Annotated in this window: 16 protein-coding genes; 8 read left to right on the top strand and 8 right to left on the bottom strand. The window is 59.9% G+C overall.

Annotation, left to right across the window (positions count from 1 at the left end):
• The first annotated feature begins 11 nt into the window (after positions 1 to 11).
• The 4 genes from ACV22Z_RS04510 (at position 12) to ACV22Z_RS04495 (ending at position 4179) form a co-directional block, all read left to right on the top strand.
• The gene (locus tag ACV22Z_RS04510) at positions 12 to 1709 is read left to right on the top strand and encodes a hydantoinase B/oxoprolinase family protein (protein ID WP_448075089.1); all 1698 of its coding nucleotides are present in this window, start codon (positions 12 to 14) and stop codon (positions 1707 to 1709) included.
• A gap of 2 nt (positions 1710 to 1711) precedes the next feature.
• Entirely contained in the window at positions 1712 to 1906 is a 195-nt protein-coding gene (locus ACV22Z_RS04505; protein ID WP_448075088.1) for a hypothetical protein, read from the top strand.
• Between the two features lie 293 nt (positions 1907 to 2199).
• Complete coding sequence (locus tag ACV22Z_RS04500; RefSeq protein ID WP_448075087.1) at positions 2200 to 3306, top strand: porin; 1107 nt, start codon at positions 2200 to 2202, stop codon at positions 3304 to 3306.
• Between the two features lie 162 nt (positions 3307 to 3468).
• Entirely contained in the window at positions 3469 to 4179 is a 711-nt protein-coding gene (locus ACV22Z_RS04495; RefSeq protein ID WP_448075086.1) for a GntR family transcriptional regulator, read from the top strand.
• A 695-nt stretch (positions 4180 to 4874) separates the two neighbouring features.
• On the opposite strand, the gene ACV22Z_RS04490 is transcribed toward ACV22Z_RS04495, so the two are convergent.
• The 3 genes from ACV22Z_RS04490 to ACV22Z_RS04480 form a co-directional block, all read right to left on the bottom strand.
• Positions 4875 to 6167, bottom strand: a complete 1293-nt coding sequence (locus tag ACV22Z_RS04490; protein WP_448075085.1) for a hypothetical protein — start codon at positions 6165 to 6167, stop codon at positions 4875 to 4877.
• A gap of 140 nt (positions 6168 to 6307) precedes the next feature.
• Positions 6308 to 7054, bottom strand: coding sequence for a hypothetical protein (locus ACV22Z_RS04485; protein WP_448075084.1), 747 nt, complete (start codon positions 7052 to 7054; stop codon positions 6308 to 6310).
• A 56-nt stretch (positions 7055 to 7110) separates the two neighbouring features.
• Positions 7111 to 7641: a hypothetical protein gene (locus ACV22Z_RS04480; RefSeq protein WP_448075083.1), complete on the bottom strand. Its 531-nt coding sequence runs from the start codon at positions 7639 to 7641 to the stop codon at positions 7111 to 7113.
• A 246-nt stretch (positions 7642 to 7887) separates the two neighbouring features.
• Here ACV22Z_RS04480 and ACV22Z_RS04475 point away from each other — a divergent pair, with 246 nt between their 5' ends.
• The gene (locus ACV22Z_RS04475; protein ID WP_448075082.1) at positions 7888 to 8097 is read left to right on the top strand and encodes a hypothetical protein; all 210 of its coding nucleotides are present in this window, start codon (positions 7888 to 7890) and stop codon (positions 8095 to 8097) included.
• A 414-nt stretch (positions 8098 to 8511) separates the two neighbouring features.
• Here the strand turns inward: ACV22Z_RS04475 and ACV22Z_RS04470 are convergent, their stop codons facing one another.
• From ACV22Z_RS04470 to ACV22Z_RS04460, 3 genes are all read right to left on the bottom strand, one after another.
• Positions 8512 to 8841 (bottom strand): hypothetical protein, encoded by a 330-nt coding sequence (locus ACV22Z_RS04470; RefSeq protein ID WP_448075081.1) that lies wholly within the window; start codon positions 8839 to 8841, stop codon positions 8512 to 8514.
• An 81-nt stretch (positions 8842 to 8922) separates the two neighbouring features.
• Entirely contained in the window at positions 8923 to 9933 is a 1011-nt protein-coding gene (locus tag ACV22Z_RS04465) for a hypothetical protein (protein ID WP_448075080.1), read from the bottom strand.
• 148 nt (positions 9934 to 10081) lie between these two features.
• Positions 10082 to 10750, bottom strand: coding sequence for a hypothetical protein (locus ACV22Z_RS04460; protein ID WP_448075079.1), 669 nt, complete (start codon positions 10748 to 10750; stop codon positions 10082 to 10084).
• Positions 10751 to 11506: 756 nt separating this feature from the next.
• Between ACV22Z_RS04460 and ACV22Z_RS04455 the strand changes: the two genes are divergently transcribed.
• From ACV22Z_RS04455 to ACV22Z_RS04445, 3 genes are all read left to right on the top strand, one after another.
• Positions 11507 to 11887, top strand: coding sequence for a helix-turn-helix domain-containing protein (locus tag ACV22Z_RS04455; RefSeq protein ID WP_448075078.1), 381 nt, complete (start codon positions 11507 to 11509; stop codon positions 11885 to 11887).
• Positions 11887 to 13212, top strand: coding sequence for a type II toxin-antitoxin system HipA family toxin (locus tag ACV22Z_RS04450; protein ID WP_448075077.1), 1326 nt, complete (start codon positions 11887 to 11889; stop codon positions 13210 to 13212). The genes ACV22Z_RS04455 and ACV22Z_RS04450 overlap by 1 nt, the downstream gene beginning before the upstream one ends.
• Before the next feature lie 295 nt (positions 13213 to 13507).
• Positions 13508 to 14737 (top strand): SIR2 family protein, encoded by a 1230-nt coding sequence (locus ACV22Z_RS04445; RefSeq protein ID WP_448075076.1) that lies wholly within the window; start codon positions 13508 to 13510, stop codon positions 14735 to 14737.
• Here ACV22Z_RS04445 and ACV22Z_RS04440 read toward each other — a convergent pair.
• On the bottom strand, positions 14694 to 15317 hold the full coding sequence (locus tag ACV22Z_RS04440; protein ID WP_448075075.1) for a hypothetical protein: 624 nt from the start codon (positions 15315 to 15317) through the stop codon (positions 14694 to 14696). The genes ACV22Z_RS04445 and ACV22Z_RS04440 overlap by 44 nt on opposite strands.
• 299 nt (positions 15318 to 15616) lie before the next feature.
• Positions 15617 to 16225, bottom strand: a complete 609-nt coding sequence (locus ACV22Z_RS04435; RefSeq protein ID WP_448075074.1) for a thioredoxin family protein — start codon at positions 16223 to 16225, stop codon at positions 15617 to 15619.
• Between the last annotated feature and the right edge of the window lie 286 nt (positions 16226 to 16511).

Below are 16511 nucleotides of genomic sequence, written 5' to 3'. Positions count from 1 at the left end.
GGAGAACAACGATGGACCTGATTACCATGAACATTCTCGAGTCGACGATGGTGTCGATCTGCCGGGAAATGGGCATCACGCTGATGAAGACGTCCTATTCGACGATCTTCAACGAGGCGCTGGACTTCACGTGCGGCCTCGCGAACGCCGAAGGCGAGATGATCGCCGTCGCCGACTACTGCCCGTCGCAGATCGGCGGCATGCCGCTGCTCGTGCAATCGTGTCTGAAGGAGCTCGACATGGACGAGCTCGCGGAAGGCGACATCATTCTTCACAACGATCCGTATCGCGGCGGGTTGCATACGCCGGAGCACACGTTCTTCAAGCCCATCTTCGTCGACGGCGAACTGGCAGGCTGGGCGGTTGCGATCGGCCACATCGCCGAAGTCGGCGGGATGGCGCCGGGCGGCTTCTGCGGCGAAGCGACGGACATCTTCCAGGAAGGCATCCGAATTCCTCCGGTCAAGGTGAAGACGAAGGGCAAGGACAATCGCGACATCTGGAAGCTGCTGCTTGCGAACGTGCGTACGCCGCGCACCAATTACGGCGACCTGCGTGCGCTGATCGCGGCCGTGGATCTCGGCGAACACCAGATGAAGGGCGTGTTCGAGAAGTACGGCAAGGCGCGCGTACGGCAGAACGTCAGCGACCTGCTGCTGTATTCGGAGCGTCGGATGCGGGCGGAGCTCGACGCGATTCCGGACGGCATCTACACATTCGTCGATCACATCGAGAGCGATGGCATCGATGCCGATCGCACTTATGACATTCACGTAGCGGTCCACAAGACGGGGCAAGACATCGTCGTCGACTATACGGGCTCGTCGCCGCAAGCGTCGGGACCGATCAACGCGACGCTCGGGGTCGCGACGTCGGCCGCGTACAACGCGATCCTGCATATGACGGATCCGTCGATTCCGCGCAATAGCGGCTGCTTCCGGCCGATCCGGATCGTCGCGCCCGGCGGCACGATCGTCAACGTCGATTTCCCGGCACCGGAAGTTGGCGGCAATACTGAAACCCATCCGCGCATTGTCGGCGCGATTCTCGGCGCGATGGCGAACGCGGTGCCGAACCGTGTGATGGCTGCAGAGGGTGCGACGCACTGCAACTTCGTGTTCGGCGGGGTGGACGCCGACAGTGGCGAGTATTTCGCGTGCTACGACCTCGAGGCCGTCGGCTGGGGCGGCCGCGCATTCGCGGACGGCAACGACGCAGTCGACTCGATCAACGGGAACTGCCGGATTACGCCGGTCGAAGTGTACGAAACGCGTTTCCCCTGGCGGGTCGAGAAGCTCGCATTCAACACGGATTCGGGCGGTGCCGGCGAATATCGCGGCGGCGTCGGTTATTCGAAGCAGATGCTCTGCCTGAACGAGGTGATCACCGTGTCGCAGATGACCGACCGTCATCAGTTCGCGCCGTGGGGATTGAACGGCGGCGGCGAGGGCGGCCTGGGCGCGACGCTCGTGCAGAAGGCCGGTACGTCGGGCTGGAAGACGATGTGCGACGTGTATGGCAAGGCGTCATCGAGCCGCTATTCGAATGTGCAGATCCGCCGCGGCGACCGCGTCACATTGACGACGCCCGGCGGCGGTGGTTACGGTGACTCCGCGAAACGCGCGCCGGAAGCGCTGCGCGACGATGTGCTGGACGGCTATGTCTCCGCGCAGGCCGCCCGCGAGTTGTATGGCTACAAGGAGGCTTGATCATGAAATTCTCGCAAAACGGACTTTACATCGAGCGCTACATCAAGTGCGCGAACTGCGGCACGCTGATTTACGCGAACGACAACCGCCAGCAGGCTGAAAGCGTTCAGCGGGGCGCGCAACTTTTCTGTTCCCAATGGTGCGTGGACTGGCATGACGCGCGCGAGAAGCGTGCAGCGGAGGCGGCCGCGCGCTGACGGTGCGTGAGTGCGCCGCCGGGACGCTTCGGTGCTCCGGCGGCGTGCTTGTTTGACAGTGCGCCTGAGTCTTTCAACCGCATGGCGTGGGCGAAGGCATCGGCGCCATGCGATCCGGGGAAGACTTCGATTCCGGATTCTTCGTCTTTCATGCGATTAGGACTGCAATGAAAATTATTTCGGGAAATCAGGTTGTGAAAAATGTGGTGCGGGAACGTAGCGAGGGCGGTAACGGAACAGGCAGGAACGAAGCGAGCGGAAGGCGCCTGACCGCATGGATCGCGGGTGCCTGCATGGCGGCTTGTGGCGCGGCGCACGCGCAAAGCAGCGTGACGCTGTACGGGATCATCGATACGGGCATCGATTACGCGAACAACGTTGCGAGCACGCAGGGTGGCAGCGTCGTGCCCGGCAGCGGCCGAAGTCAGTGGCAGATGTCGAGCGGCGTGCCGCTCGGCAGCCGATGGGGATTGCTCGGCACCGAGGAGCTTGGCGGCGGGCTGAAGACGATCTTCCGGCTCGAAAGCGGATTCAACGCGGTCAACGGCGGCCTCGGCGGCAGTAACACGCTGTTTTCGCGCAACGCGTACGTTGGCCTGTCGAGCGAGCGCTACGGGACGCTGACGTTCGGCAAGCAGTGGGATCCGATCGTCGATATCGTCGAGCCGTTCACATTGAACGGGAACGTCGGCGGCTGGTATTTCGCGCACCCGAACGACATGGACAATACCGACAACGGCTTCTCGGTCAACAACGACATCAAGTACGTGAGCCCGTCGTTCGGCGGCTTCAAGGTCGAAGGGCACTATTCGTTCGGCGGGCAGGCCGGCCGGTTTTCGAACAATTCAGCGTACGGCGGCGGCGTGTCATATCAGAACGGCGCGTTCGCGGCAGGTGTCGCGTATTTGCGCGTGAACGATCCACAGGTTGCGGTGGCCGGCTACCAGAGCGGCGGCAGTTACGTGAACAGCGTGTATGGCGACGCGCTCGCGCAGGCCCGCAGCCAGGGCGTGCTCGCGGCCGGCGCGTCGTATCAGCTCGGCGCGCTCAAGCTGCTCGGCGATATCACGAGCGTTACATTCCAGGACGGCAACGCGGGGCAGGACGTGAAGTTCCAGAACTATGAACTGTCCGCGATCTACGCGCTCACACCCGCATGGACGCTGGCCGGCGGCTACACGTTCACGACCGGGCGCGATCATGCGACTGACGCCAAACCGAAGTATCAGCAGTTGAACCTGCTCGCGCAGTACGCGCTGTCCAGGCGGACCGACGTGTACGTGATGACGGCGATGCAGCGCGCGTCCGGTTCCGCGCAGTACGCGCAGATCGCGGGGTTCAATCCGTCGGGTACCAACAAGCAGCTCGTCGCCCGGATCGGACTCACGCATCGGTTCTGACGAAGGGCGATCTCCGGTCTCGTTCCGGCGCGGCTCGCCAAGGCGTTCGCTCTTCTGGCGTGCCGGCAACCGACGGTGTTCCTGCGAGAAAGTGTCCACAGTCTATAATGTGCATACTTTGGGTCGGTATGCCGACTGCAATTGGGAGGCGCGTCAGTGAACATGCGAGAGAACCCCGTCGCGGCAAGCAAAGAGGGGCACCATCAGGGCGAGGGTGAGTTGCTATATACGGAAAGCCTGGTGGATCAGGTGACGGACATGCTGCGTAGCCAGATCGTCGAGGGCATCATCGCGCCGGGCGAAAAGATCGTCGAGGCAGCGCTTGCGGAGCGGCTCGGAATCAGCCGCAACCCTATTCGCGAGGCGGTGCGACGCCTGGAGGGGAGCGGCCTGCTCGTCAACTATCCGCGGCGCGGGCGTTTTGTTCGACAGATCAGCCGCGACGAAGCCGAAGACATCATTTATTTCCGTACCTGCATCGAGCGCGCGGGCATCATGCGTGTGGCTGCGACGCGGATGGACGACGACGTTCGCCGTCTGCGCGGCATTCTCGCCGAGATGCGCGAGGCGGCGGACAAGGGCGACGTCGTACGGACGCTGGAAATCGACGCACAGTTTCATCGCGCGATCTGCGAAATGACGGGAAGCAGCCGTGGCCTCAAGGCGTTCGACGAGATTCACACGGAATTGCGGATTCTGTTCCGGATGATCGGGAATACCTATGCGACGCTGGATGAAGTGGTCTGCGCGCATGAGCCACTGTTGGCGGCGATCGAGACTGGCGACGCCGAAGAAGCGGGACGAGCGATGACGGAACACATCGCGGCGACGCGTGTCGAGGTCGAGGCGTATTTTCAGGCCAAGGGGCAATAGCACCACGATGAGGGGCTTTATGTCAGTGCTGCCATGGCGCGCCCTCCTTGACGTCTGCGCCGAATTTGCACCGCAACGGGCTTGCAAAAGAAACAGGCTCCCGGATAACCCGCAGAGCCCTGACTGACGAACCCCGGTGGGTCAAAGATCTACCGGGGTTTTGCATTTGGTGGCGAATCAGGGGGGAGACTCCCAGCTTCGTCCAGAGAGCATAACCCTCAACAAATCAAAGGGTTATCGAGCCGATTGCATCACGCTTTGTACCGAGACTTTGTACCAGAAACGGACCGCTGCCGCAAGGCATGTCCTTCCATAACCAGCGACCGAAATGCTTGTTTGCGAGCGTCTTGGACAAGGTACGTTCCAATGCGCCGGAGCTTCACCCAACCTCTCGCTAACCGCAAGCCTTTCTGAGATTGGCAGCTTTTGCAAGATTGGCTCGGCAGACCTCGCCTTCGAATTTGACGGAGGCGGTGAGATTCTCGCTCAGTATAAATCCGGTGCTTTAAAAACAAGGGCTTAGCTTTGTTTCTGGATTTATTCTGGCACACCTGCGCGGCACACCTGCGCGGCACACCTGCGCGGCACACCTGCGCGGCACACACAAGCGGCGATTGCAGCGAGGCATGGCAGCTGCTTCGCCCTGTCGCGAATGCGCGGTGAAGTACCTGTCGGACTACGTTATACGTGAGCGGTCAGTTCGGGGTGGACAAGCCCGGGTCCGCGTTGCTGACAGCAGTGGGTTCAGGGGCAGCCTGCGGTGCCACCGGTTGCGAAGCGGCGTCAGCAGGACCTGCGCTCAATGCCGAACTGCTGACCGCATCGGTCGTGACTGCACCGACTTCCACGCCGGGCGCGGCCCCGGCGTCAGGGGGAACAGCAGGACCGGCGGCCGCTTCGTGCTGCGGAGCCGTCGGCGGCACACCCTTGACCAGCGCGTCCATCTGTTTCTGGCGTTCATCATCAAGCAGGAAGGCATTCCGGGAAGCGCCCGCACTCGCCAGTTTCTGCTCCAGAACCTCACCTGCACGCGGGTCCATGCCCAACAGGGTCATGCGGTCAAACGCCCACCTGTCTGCCTTGTCAAACGCGGAGGAAGCCACCCAGCTCACCCCGTGGAGTGTCGCTGAATTGGCAACCGCCTCGGCGGCAATCTGCGCCGCGACAAAAGGAGCCTCCGCAGCGGCCACCGCACCGACCGCGCTCCCGAGGGATGCGCCGGCGGCCATTGCGGCACCACCCGCCGCCGCACCGGCTCCAAGGGTGGCGACCGTGAGCGCTGCCACCGCTCCCAGTTTGACCACACCGACACTGAAGGTGTACGCCTTCATCCGGAACCCGCCTTCCTCGGAGAGCCCCTGAGTCCACAGCACCACCCACTGGGCTTCGTCGGGCGTAAGCGGGACCGTGGCAATCTGCTCCGGGTGAATGCTCCTGAGCCAGCGGTAGTCCTGCATCTCAGCGTGCTTGCCCGGCTGCGCAAGCAGGGTGCGGCCACGACAAACCTTGAGCGGGGTCACGTGAACCGGCTTACCGTTCGCCAGTGTCATATCGAAAGGGTCACCTTCATCCCGCAGTTTATCCAGCCTGACCGTCATCTTGATGGCGTTCTTCGAGTCATAGCCATCCACGGCCTGGATAATATCGCCCGGTGCGACATCCGCCACCGGTGAGGTGGCGATGACACGCAGATGCTCGTCAACGCCTGCGCCGCGAACCCAGGCCACCTTGGCATCATCACCCTTGACTGCGTAGGACGTGGCCGTATCGAATGGAAGCTCCCACTGCGTAGAGCATTCCTTGTCATGCAGGTCGGCTGAGCGCACGATGGCGGGGCGCAAGGCTTGTGTTCCTTGCGCGTACGTGCGGATTTCCTTGAGGAGGACTTCATCGACCTTGCGGCCGTCATCGACCGTGTAATGCGTTGCACACCCCGCAAGCCAAAGCACGGCTGATGCCGCTACCACACGTTTCGGTTGGCCTTTCATGTAAAAACCCCTGAATCTTGTTGTAGTTGGAAATGGGCAGGCAATTAAGAGGGGCGCTACCCGCTGTTGTAAGTGGGAGACTGTGTCCGGAGATTCAGGGGGGGGCTACTCCAATCACGGTATCGACTTGAGCCGAGAGCTCACTTAATCGTCCCGACCGTAGCGGTTGCATCAATACGTTTATATGTATTGACGTCGATAGTCGAACCGCCTGACTTCGGAGTCAGGCCGTCGCCGAGTTCGCGACCGGTACTTGCGTCGAACCTTCCACGCGCGTAGTTCGCCGCGCAAATGCGATAGGCCGAACCACCGTCAGTTGAGGAGGAATCCTTACAGAGTACCCGAGTGAGGATGACCCATCCGTCGTCATTGCTCAATCCCGCAACCAGGTCGCCTGTTGTTCCGATGAAGAACGAACCGAAACCCGACGCAAAGTTGATTGACTTGTCGAGGCCGGCAGGCACCATCGCCGGGATTCGCAGGTTCATCAGTCCAGGGATGCCAAAGACCTGCACGGATGTCCAGCCGGCAATCGTATTCACAAAATCGGCCTTCGACAGGTACGGGTCAGGATGCTCCGGGTGCCATGCCGCCGCAGTATGGACATACTGCTTGTTGTATTCCTTGGCTTTCGTGTCGTTATCGAACGCGCGGAACGGGCCTACATCTCCGATGAGCACGACGCCGGGTTTCGAATTTCGGTTCACCACATCATTTGCGAGTTTCTTCGCTGACGATTCGCTCGCATTCTTCTCAAGTTCTTTGCGAGCTTTCGTGATTTCGTTGTCACTGGGTGCGGACCCAACGCCAAGATGAACACCGTCCTGGTTTACCGCGCAAGCGCTCAAAAGGACACTGAGGCCCAACGCAAAAGCTGTTTTGTACATTTTAAATCTTGTTGATTTTTCAGTTAGCCATACGTAGCGCATGGCCAATTATTTGGCTAGTTGGACAGTGCGGGTGCTGTATTGGTCGAAACCGTTGATTCGGTCGTGACCTTCGGTGTTGACGCCGCAGGAGGTACTGTTGGCGTGTCCGGACTGGCTTGCGTGGCCGACGGGTTCCCGAGGGACACTGTAATGTCATCGGGATAGGCCCACCAAGCACCGGTAGCGCGGTCTATAGGACCCATAGCAAGCGTGCCAACCGGCCCAAACATAATGAGATTGCCGGCCAGGGCACCCTTGCGAGTTTTAGACTGAACGGTAGTAGTCGCGTCCGGTTCGCCAGTCTTGCTGCATTTGACGTTCAGGTCATCTTTCGCGCGGTGGACTTTGATGGTGCCCGGAGTGATTACTTCGTAACTGCCTTTTGAGTTAGTCAGGATGCAGTTGGCTCCTGCGACATCGACAGAATCTTTTTGCGTCTTCACCGACACGGACTGGGTGGTGCCTCCCGTGATGGTTCCACAACCCGTCGTCATCGCGGTAAGCCCGACGGAAGAGAGCAGTGCGGCGATTCGTATGTATTTCATACTTGTCCGTTGTATCTTTAGAATGTACTTTAATTAGGGCAGGTTCTGTTGCCGTCACATCCCCATATAATGGCCGGTTATGTCGGGGCCCAGACACGAGCCATCGACGTTGTCAAATGCAGACCCCGTCGCTGGGTTGATGCATGCGGTGAATGCGACCCGTCGGCCGTTGTCATAGGTGCGGACACAAGCGGCGTTCTCACATTGCGTGGTCCAGCGCGTGACCTGCGGGGCCGGAGGAGTCAGGTGTCCATCGCTGAATACCTCGGCGGCGTTCTCGGGACATTGCGTGCCATTGTGCGTGCATCTTTGATATGCGGTGTCGATGGCCTGCTGCCGGTCAGATGCGAAGCCGGCCGAAATGCTTCCGTCATTGCCATGAAATATTGCCCACCACCCTTTTCTGGTATCCGAAGCAAAAACATGGCATCCACCGGGCGACGCTCCGTCGCGTGAGGCACTTTCGTGACATGAAGTAATGGCACAGCTTTTTGCGTCCGTCGCGGATTTCTTGTCGGTGCACCAATAGTACGAAATTCCATCCGCAGTCTTGGACGTTGCGATTGCGCTCGCAGCGTGGACTACGGCGTGGGTCAGAAGGAATCCGACTGCAAGTGCAATTCGAAGAGAATTTTTCATCTGGGCTGTCACCAGGTCAGTTATATCGCTAGTTAGATTTCTGCAGGAGTACTTCGAACATGAAGCCATTCCCCTTGATGAACACCGCAAGCGGTGTACATGTGGGCATTGCGGATACATCAAACGGGACTTGCGCATTCTGGGCGTATGTTCCTGGTGAGTAAGTTGTCCAGGACTACGCGCGCTGTACAGCGTACTCAGCGGTAGCCGTCAATACACAACGCCCACCGGTCATCGACAATTGAAGACCATGCCGGAACCGTAATACGATGCAAGATGAATTGAGCTTGGCTTTATGCAGTATGGCGCGTCGATGACGGATTCGCTCATGTGGACGTTACCGTCGTCCTCGGACACGCCATAGGTGTTAGAGATGATGTGGACATTCTTATAGTCCCCAGCAGGTTGCGGTCCCCGAAGTATCGTTCGGCCTGCAGTATCGTGTTCAACCCGAGACTGTTTTTCCTGCTCCCTCGCAGCTCGTTGCAGCATGCGTCGTTGCCACGCCACTAAGTCGTCGTGTTCCTGTTTACTGCGCGCTTTTTGCTCCTTGGCCAGCATGGCGGGCACCGGCTAAGGCCATCGTCATAAACTTTGAGAAAGCCCCGCCGGTACGGTGGGGCTTTCTACTAAAGATAAAAGTCAGGTGGTGGTCTGATTCATCAGCAAGACTTCAAACATTGCGCCGTTCACCCGCAGAAAAAGTGCGACGGGTGTGTAAGTCGTCTCGGTCGAAGTGCTCGACGAGTTGCCGGTGGTGGGTGCGAACAGGCCGTAGTTTTGGTAGTTCATCGCATACGCGCCTGTCAGTGAAACTGACCCGGCCGTTCCTGTAATTTCGGCTACGCCAGTCGTTGCGTCGTACGCGGATACCGTTGCCATGAACGAGCCAAGAATCGGAATCGTGCCCGACAGACTTCCATCGGACTTGATGGTTACGGCAACGGTTCCACCAAGCGCCCCGGAAAACTGCGAATTGCGCTCGTTTACGGAAAGCGGTGCGGCTTGAGCGTTTTCATACGTGCCCGCATACGCTGCCAGATTTGCAGGGACAGGAGCATCAGCAGTATTTGCTCCCAGCGGCCCACCCCATACCCACAAGCTCGATGGAACAACAAACGTCGAGGCTTGATACTGAGATGACGTGCCAGCCTCGGTCAGTTGGAGCTGCACACTGTTGTTTAATCCGACGTTCGTGCTTATGTTCACAGGAACGGCATTGAACGTGTCAGCAGGAATTGCAACGTTCGCTACCGACCCGGCGGGAGCGCCGCTATACGATAAAGTTGAGTAGTAGGTGACGTTTGACAGCGTTGCATGGATAGCGAGCGGTCCGGTCGCTCCGTCAGGCAGGGGTACAGTCCCAGACACGCCGGTATACGATGCGCTTACGTCTACGATATTCTGCTGCTTGTCCGCGCATTGGCCGTAAATCCCGCCATGCGGAGTCGCCAGCACCTCCGTGCTTGGCCACAATGTCGTGCCGGACGCCGAGCATCCATACCAGCCCGAAAGAACGAGCGCTTTCGTATTCACCAGGTTGTTAGGGTCATCTCCACCGCCACCACCGCAAGCGGTCATCAGCAGCGCAACAACCGCCGCGCCTGCGTACTGCGTGCAACGCAAGACTGCATTTTTTTGCTTAAACATCATTGGCCTTGTCTGATTTATTCGATTTATGCGCTGGCCTACCGGACAACACGAATAATTATTCGGCTATTCGCAAGGGAAATCTGTCGGCCGCACTCCATCGGAGCGCAGCCGGTTCGGACTTTCAGTGGTGTGAGGGCAGTGACGGGCGTCAGTGTGTGCCGAGCTTGTCCACCCAGGGCAACTGGTCCCCAGCGATTTTCGGTTGCCCCTCAATTTGCACAACCTTCGCGTGTGAGACCGACGCGATGTTGCGAACCGTATCCGTAATCGTCTTGTTCACCCACTGGTCCGGCGTGCCGACCAAGCTGCCGGCGAGACCTTGCTCAAGACCAACCAGGCCGCCGGAGTTTTTCTGGAATACGCCGTAGACATCGAGTTGATAGCCTCCCTTGTAGGCGTACAGGCAGCTGTAGAGGTTCAGATTGTTGTACCCCGGAATGGCGCGCGTCGCCTTCGATGTCCAGACGGCACCGTCGCATTTCGCGAGGCGCATGGTGGTATTGCCGGCCTGTGCCTGTGCGGCTTGCAGGAATGCGCCCATCCCGGTTCCGGCGAGTGCGGACGACGCGTCGACCAGCTGGAACCTTCCCGGTTTTGCCGGGATATCCGTGGACATCATGAGTGGGCGGTTCTGCTGAATCCTGTTTGTATTCTGGGCGAGCCCATCGGCAGCGGCCGTGGCCACCGTGTCGATATCAGCCGTCGTCCTGATGTCAAAGATGTGATACAGCTCGGTGGTCTCGCTGCGGTCCGCAAGATACTGGTTGACACCGCCGCATGCGGTCAGTGCGAGCACGGGCGCAATGCCGGCAATCACAAGTCTCGTTCGCTTCAATTCTTTCCCCGTCTGGTGGCAAGCTTTCAGATTATTTTCATCCGCCCATGCACCGCGAAATTAGGACGGCATGATGGATATCGGCATCCCATTTATCAGACTTTAGGTATATGGGGCGCGATTTGCTTCTGGTCATGCGCCTTGAATTTTTCTGCGCGTCGTTTCGGGATTTATCGCCTGTCCCGGTTGTGCCCCAGCCTTCTTTCCGCAACTTTCCTCCTGCCGTGGACGGATGACCGCATGTATCTGGTCAGGTCGGGTGACCCTACGCGCGCCGCTTTTTGTCGCGGCCACCCGTCGGGACCATGGAAGGCGTCGCAATCGCACTCGACGGCAAGTCGAGCGTCGTTGGCCCCTTCCACGACCATGTCCAGACGATAGACGCCGCTCTTCACCCTGCTCGGCTGTTACCGACCTGACCGGATACATGCGGTCACACGCACGACTCGCCGCGACGTTGAAACGCTGGTCATAGGCGTTCCCTGAAGGCGCGTCGCAGCGCTCGGGGTCGGCCACCATCGACAGGAACATGATGTCGCGCTCACGGTTGGGTGGGCGTTTTTCAACAGGGAGCCTCCGGCCTCTTCTCGCGCCTTATTTCAAGTTAAGGAGTCATATATGACCTCTTAAGTGAAATATTGACCCATATCTGACCGTTTTAAAAAGCGCACTGGCGTTCATCTGACGGATGTCGTATAGTGGTCAAATATGACGCATTAACCCATTAAGGGTTCAGATATGACCGATAAACCAAAGGCAGAGGCGACACCCAAACCTTCCGGCCGCTTCACCGAAAATCCGATACCCTTGCCGGTCGAGCGTGCGCTGGTTGCTGCCGGAGATGACCTTGCGCTGGCCCGCCGACGCCGGGGGCTTTCTACGTCATCCATGGCGGAGCGGGCGGGCATCTCAAAAAAGACGCTCTACCGGCTGGAACAGGGCGACCCCGGAGTGTCGTGGGGCGCTGTGGTTCGGGTCCTGAACATCCTGAACCTCCTCCCCGAGCTCAACAAGGCTCTGAACACCACCAATGATGCGCTCGGCCTGGCGCTCATGAACAAGGCGGTGGCCAAACGCATCCGGGTACGCAAAACCAACCCGGACAGTGGAGCCCTGTAATGGCAACGACAAAAAAAGCAAAAACCAGCACAACGCGGACGCTGCTTGTCTATCTGGGCGACACGGGACTGGATGTGGGCGAACTGCAATTTTCCAGACAGGGGCAAAAAGAGGTCTCGGCGTTCCGGTACTCCCCCGCCTGGCTCAGTAATCCAGATTGCTTCGCACTGTCTCCGGACCTCCCCCTGAGCACCGACTTTCAATACCGCACGGGAAGCAAGGAGGCTTCTACCTTTGCGGGTGCCATTGCCGATACTGAGCCTGATGGCTGGGGACGCCGTGTCATTAACCGCGCCCATGCCAAACGGCGCAAGGCTGAAAAAGACGCCGGCCGAGACGCCGGTTCCGCACAGCTGTCAGACCTGGACTATTTGCTAGGGGTGCTGGATTCCAGCCGCATTGGCGCACTGCGCTTCAAGGACAATGCCGACAGTCCCTTCCTCGATGTGCCCCATGACGACGACTTGCCTGAAGGAACTCACGAGGTCCCGCTGCAGACCTTGATTCAGGCGTCGCAAGCGGTCGAATCCGGCAAGGAAACGGCGAGGGACCTCGCGTATCTGAAAGGGCGCGGCACCTCGCTCGGCGGTATGCGACCCAAAGCAACGGTCCTGAAGCCCGACGGCACCCTGACCATCGCCAAGTTTCCGAGCGTGAGTGATACGCGTGACGTGGTGCGCGGTGAGGTGCTGGCGCTGTTGCTCGCGAAAGAGGCGGGCCTGAATGCATCCGAGGCCGAAGTCGTCATGTCTGGCACCCAGGCTGTCGCGCTTATCGTGCGGTTTGACCGACCCCGGGCTGGCGGTCGCATCCCTTACCTGTCTGCGGCCTCGCTGCTGCAGCTGGATTCCAGGGAAGATGGCGCATACACGCAGATTGCGGAGGCCATTGACCGGTTCTCCCCGAGACCACTCGAAGACAAGCAGGAGCTTTGGGCGCGCATCTGCTTCAGCATGCTCATCACCAACGTGGATGACCACATGCACAACCACGGTTTCCTGCACAGCGGCGGGGGCCAGTGGCGGCTTGCCCCGCTGTTCGACGTGAACCCGTTCCCCGACAAGGAACCCATCCTGAAAACCGCCGTGACCGAAGCGACCGGTGAAACCGGAGATATCCAGGAGGCGCTGGATGCGGCGGCATACTTTGGCGTGTCCGATGACGACGCTCATGCAATCCTGACCCGGATGATGGCTGCACTGAACGACTGGAAACGACTCGCCCGGTCCCCGGCCGTGGGGATGGGTGATGATGAAATCGACAAGGTCGCGCCTGCTTTTGAGAACGACAACTGGGATACGGTAGCGTCCTTTCTGGAACAATAAACCGGCCAATCGAACTGTCTGGTCAGGCGTCGCCGACGTGGTATTCGATTGGCGGGGTAGTAACATATGAAATGTTATTTCTGAACGGCGATTCTGCGAAACGCCAATGCCATTTCCGATGGGAACCCGTTTGGTTTTCGAATCCGGCATTTTTAGGTTGCCGACGCCGGCGTGGCAAATTCTCGGTTTAGGGCTGTGCCTGTCTCAGCTTATTCTTCGTGGACCGGCGTAACCCGTTGATTCGAAAGGATGCAAATTCTCGCGTTAACACGCTGCCAGAACATAACAGCAAAAAATGACAACAGCATTCGAGTATCTGGTTGAGCGGATAGTCAGCCGCCGCTGCGTCCCGCTCATCGGCGCGGGGATATCGATGGGCGCTCGCAGAGGTGGGGCGAAATGGACCGGTCATCACGTCACAGTGATGATTGAAAAGGTCCTCGTACCCACGCTCATGGCCCGTATCGCCCGCACCCTTGGCGCGCCGCCGGATGTGCGAAGGGCGCGAATCTGCGCCAGCTGTCAGGCAGCTTTCGCCGACTACCATCTCGCGCACGCAGCCACCTGCACTGGCATATGCATGACGTGCGACCTGAGGGAGGCTCGATTGAGCCGGGCGCTGACAAAAGTTTGCGAGGCATTCCTGTGGGAGCACGGGGGGCCCAACCAGGAGTCGACCTATCGAAAGCTGGTCCAGTTTCTCGAGATAGAGAAGTTCGCGGACCTGGAGCCTACCCCAGCGCACTACTACCTGGCGTTTCTCGCGCGCGAGGGCCTGCTTTCTGAGGTTGTGACGACAAACTACGACTGCAACCTCGAGCATGCCTACGACGCCACATGGGCAGACTCAACGCGGGTTCGAACGAGCGAGGCATACCGCATATACGACCTCAACAGTTTCGCCGCTAACGCGGCCCGCAGCTCGCGCCGATTGCCGGGTGGCGATACGGCTCACGCGCTGAAAGTATACAAGGTCAACGGATGTGCCAAGCGGCTCATGGAGGATGCACGCCACGCGGTCGATATTCTCCTGACCGCCTCGCAGCTTCAGGATTGGCGAGCGCGCCGCTGGGCTGCGGACTTCTTCCGTACCAAGATACGAACGTCCTCCCTTGTGACCATCGGATTCGGTAGCGATGAGCCGCAGGTCGTGCATACCCTCCAGCAGGTGCTGGAAGAGTTCTCGGGAATCACAAGCGAGAATCCATCTGCCGACAGGAGCGTGTTCGACGCATCAAATGCGCCGATTGTGACGACCTACGACTACCAGCCGTCCTTTCCGCAACTACAGTTGGTCAATGGATTTGCTGCCTGGTGGGCAGGAAATGCTGTCAAGGGCTCGGACCTGGTCATTGGCCCGTATCAGAGGGTCCTAAAGAGCGCCCCATCGGCCAGCGGTGTCGAGCCGCAGCAACTTCGCGCTGACGTTCTGTGGGCCGAGATATTTCATGCCGTATTCGGGCAGCTTTCCCGCGTGTCGCTTACCCGTCACCGTTTTCCTCGGGGTTCAGTCGTTCCAGGCTGAGTCGCAGCGCTTTCAGTTCCGCCTCGGCCATGCGCAGGAAGAAGGCTTGGCGGTCTGCGCACTCCGGATGCAGCCGGATGCCGAGCGAGACGGCCAGATGCTCCTCAACTTCCTCAATCCACCAGTCAGGTGCACTGTTGCGCCTGAGCGCTTTCCGCAGCGCCTGCTGGCGCTGTTTCAGGTCCGCTTCGTGGGCGGTGAGTCCCTCGTCGCTCAGGCCTGTCCCGTCCTTCCCGTCATCGACGTCCCAGTCGTACGCGTCCTGCGGCCGGTATTCCCAGCTGCTGACGAGGTGGTCCAGCAGCCTGTGTTCGCGCATCGTCTGTATCTTGTACGTGACGACCCGGTGGTTGCGCTGCGGGCGGTCGGGGGCCTCGGCCTGGCGTTCCAGGTCGGCCCGCAGCATGGCCCATTCAAGCGCAATGCCGGGGTAACGCACGAGCGCTTCTTCGTAAGTGGCACCGAGCGTGCGCTTGAACTCGCGGCCGGAGTCCTGCGTGCGCAGGTACTCCGGGATAACGACGCGGAACTCCCAGCTGCTGCGGTCGTTCGGCTGTTGCATGTACGGATGTTTGGCCATGGCGTTTTTCATGCGGTGGCAAGGTAAAAGCGTGGCCGGGTTTGTACCAGCGCTTTGTACCAGTTCAATACGTCGAACAAAGCATGAAAAGCAGGCCAATTAAAAAATATCCTTGTAAAACAATGACTTATGTCTTTACCTGGGTGGCGCCAGACAAAGAAAAAGGCCGCTGAACCTTGCGGTGCAGCGGCCTTTTGCATTTGGTGGCGAATCAGGGGCTCGAACCCCGGACCTGTGGATTGTGATGCCGCGGCGCGCACACGGCATGGCGTGCTGCCGCCGCGCAGCCGGCGCAGCAGCTACTCCGTGCGCGAAGCATCTTGCAGACCCGTCGCGCTCTGCGCGGTTTTCGCCGTCCGCGCGAGCGCATCGCGAATCGCCGCCTCGGTCTTGTCGTAATCGCCTTCGCCGAACCGCGTGTAGACGATATGCCCGTTGCCGTCGATCAGGTACAGCGCGGGCCAGTATTGGTTGCCATACGCATTCCACGTGTCGTAGCGGTTGTCCTGCGCCACCGGGAAGTGGATCCCGAACCGCCCGATCGCGTCCGCGACGTTGTGCGCGTCGCGCTCGAACGGATACTCGGGCGTATGCACGCCGATCACGACGAGGCCCTGGTCGCGGTATTTGCGGTACCAGTCGTTCACGTGCGGGATCGTGTGGATGCAGTTGATGCACGAGTACGTCCAGAAATCGACGAGCACGACCTTGCCGCGCAGCTGGCCGAGCGTCAGCGGCGCGCTGTTGTGCCAGCGCTCGATGCCGGCGAGCTCGGGGGCCGGTGCGCCGGCGGCGGGCATCGGCGACACGGTCTGGCCCCGTGTGTCGGCGAACGCAGCCAGTGCGGCGGTGGCGGCTATTGCGGCGAGGGCGGTGACGGCGGCGGCGGTCTTGAGGCGCGTGAACATGGCAGGTTCCTCCGGGAAGCGATGCCGCTGACGGCCGGTGCCGGCGGCGGACGTTCGCAGTTTCGACAGACCGTATTGAGCGGCGCGGACGTATCGGGCATGTGTCCGCGAAACCGCCCGTGTGCAATGTCATGTATCCGCCCCCGGGCCGGATACAGTGGGATACAAACCGGCGCGCGGCCTGCGGTATAAAGCGGATATCGCCCGTCAGGCGCCGCGCGGCACGCGTCGGCGGCAGACGGACAACCGGACATTTGTGCGGCACACACCGCGAGTACGATTCCTG

The sequence above is a fragment of the Burkholderia sp. PU8-34 genome, from assembly GCF_053427725.1.
Note: the sequence above shows the minus strand (reverse complement) of the source record. Positions and strands in the feature narration are given on the sequence as shown.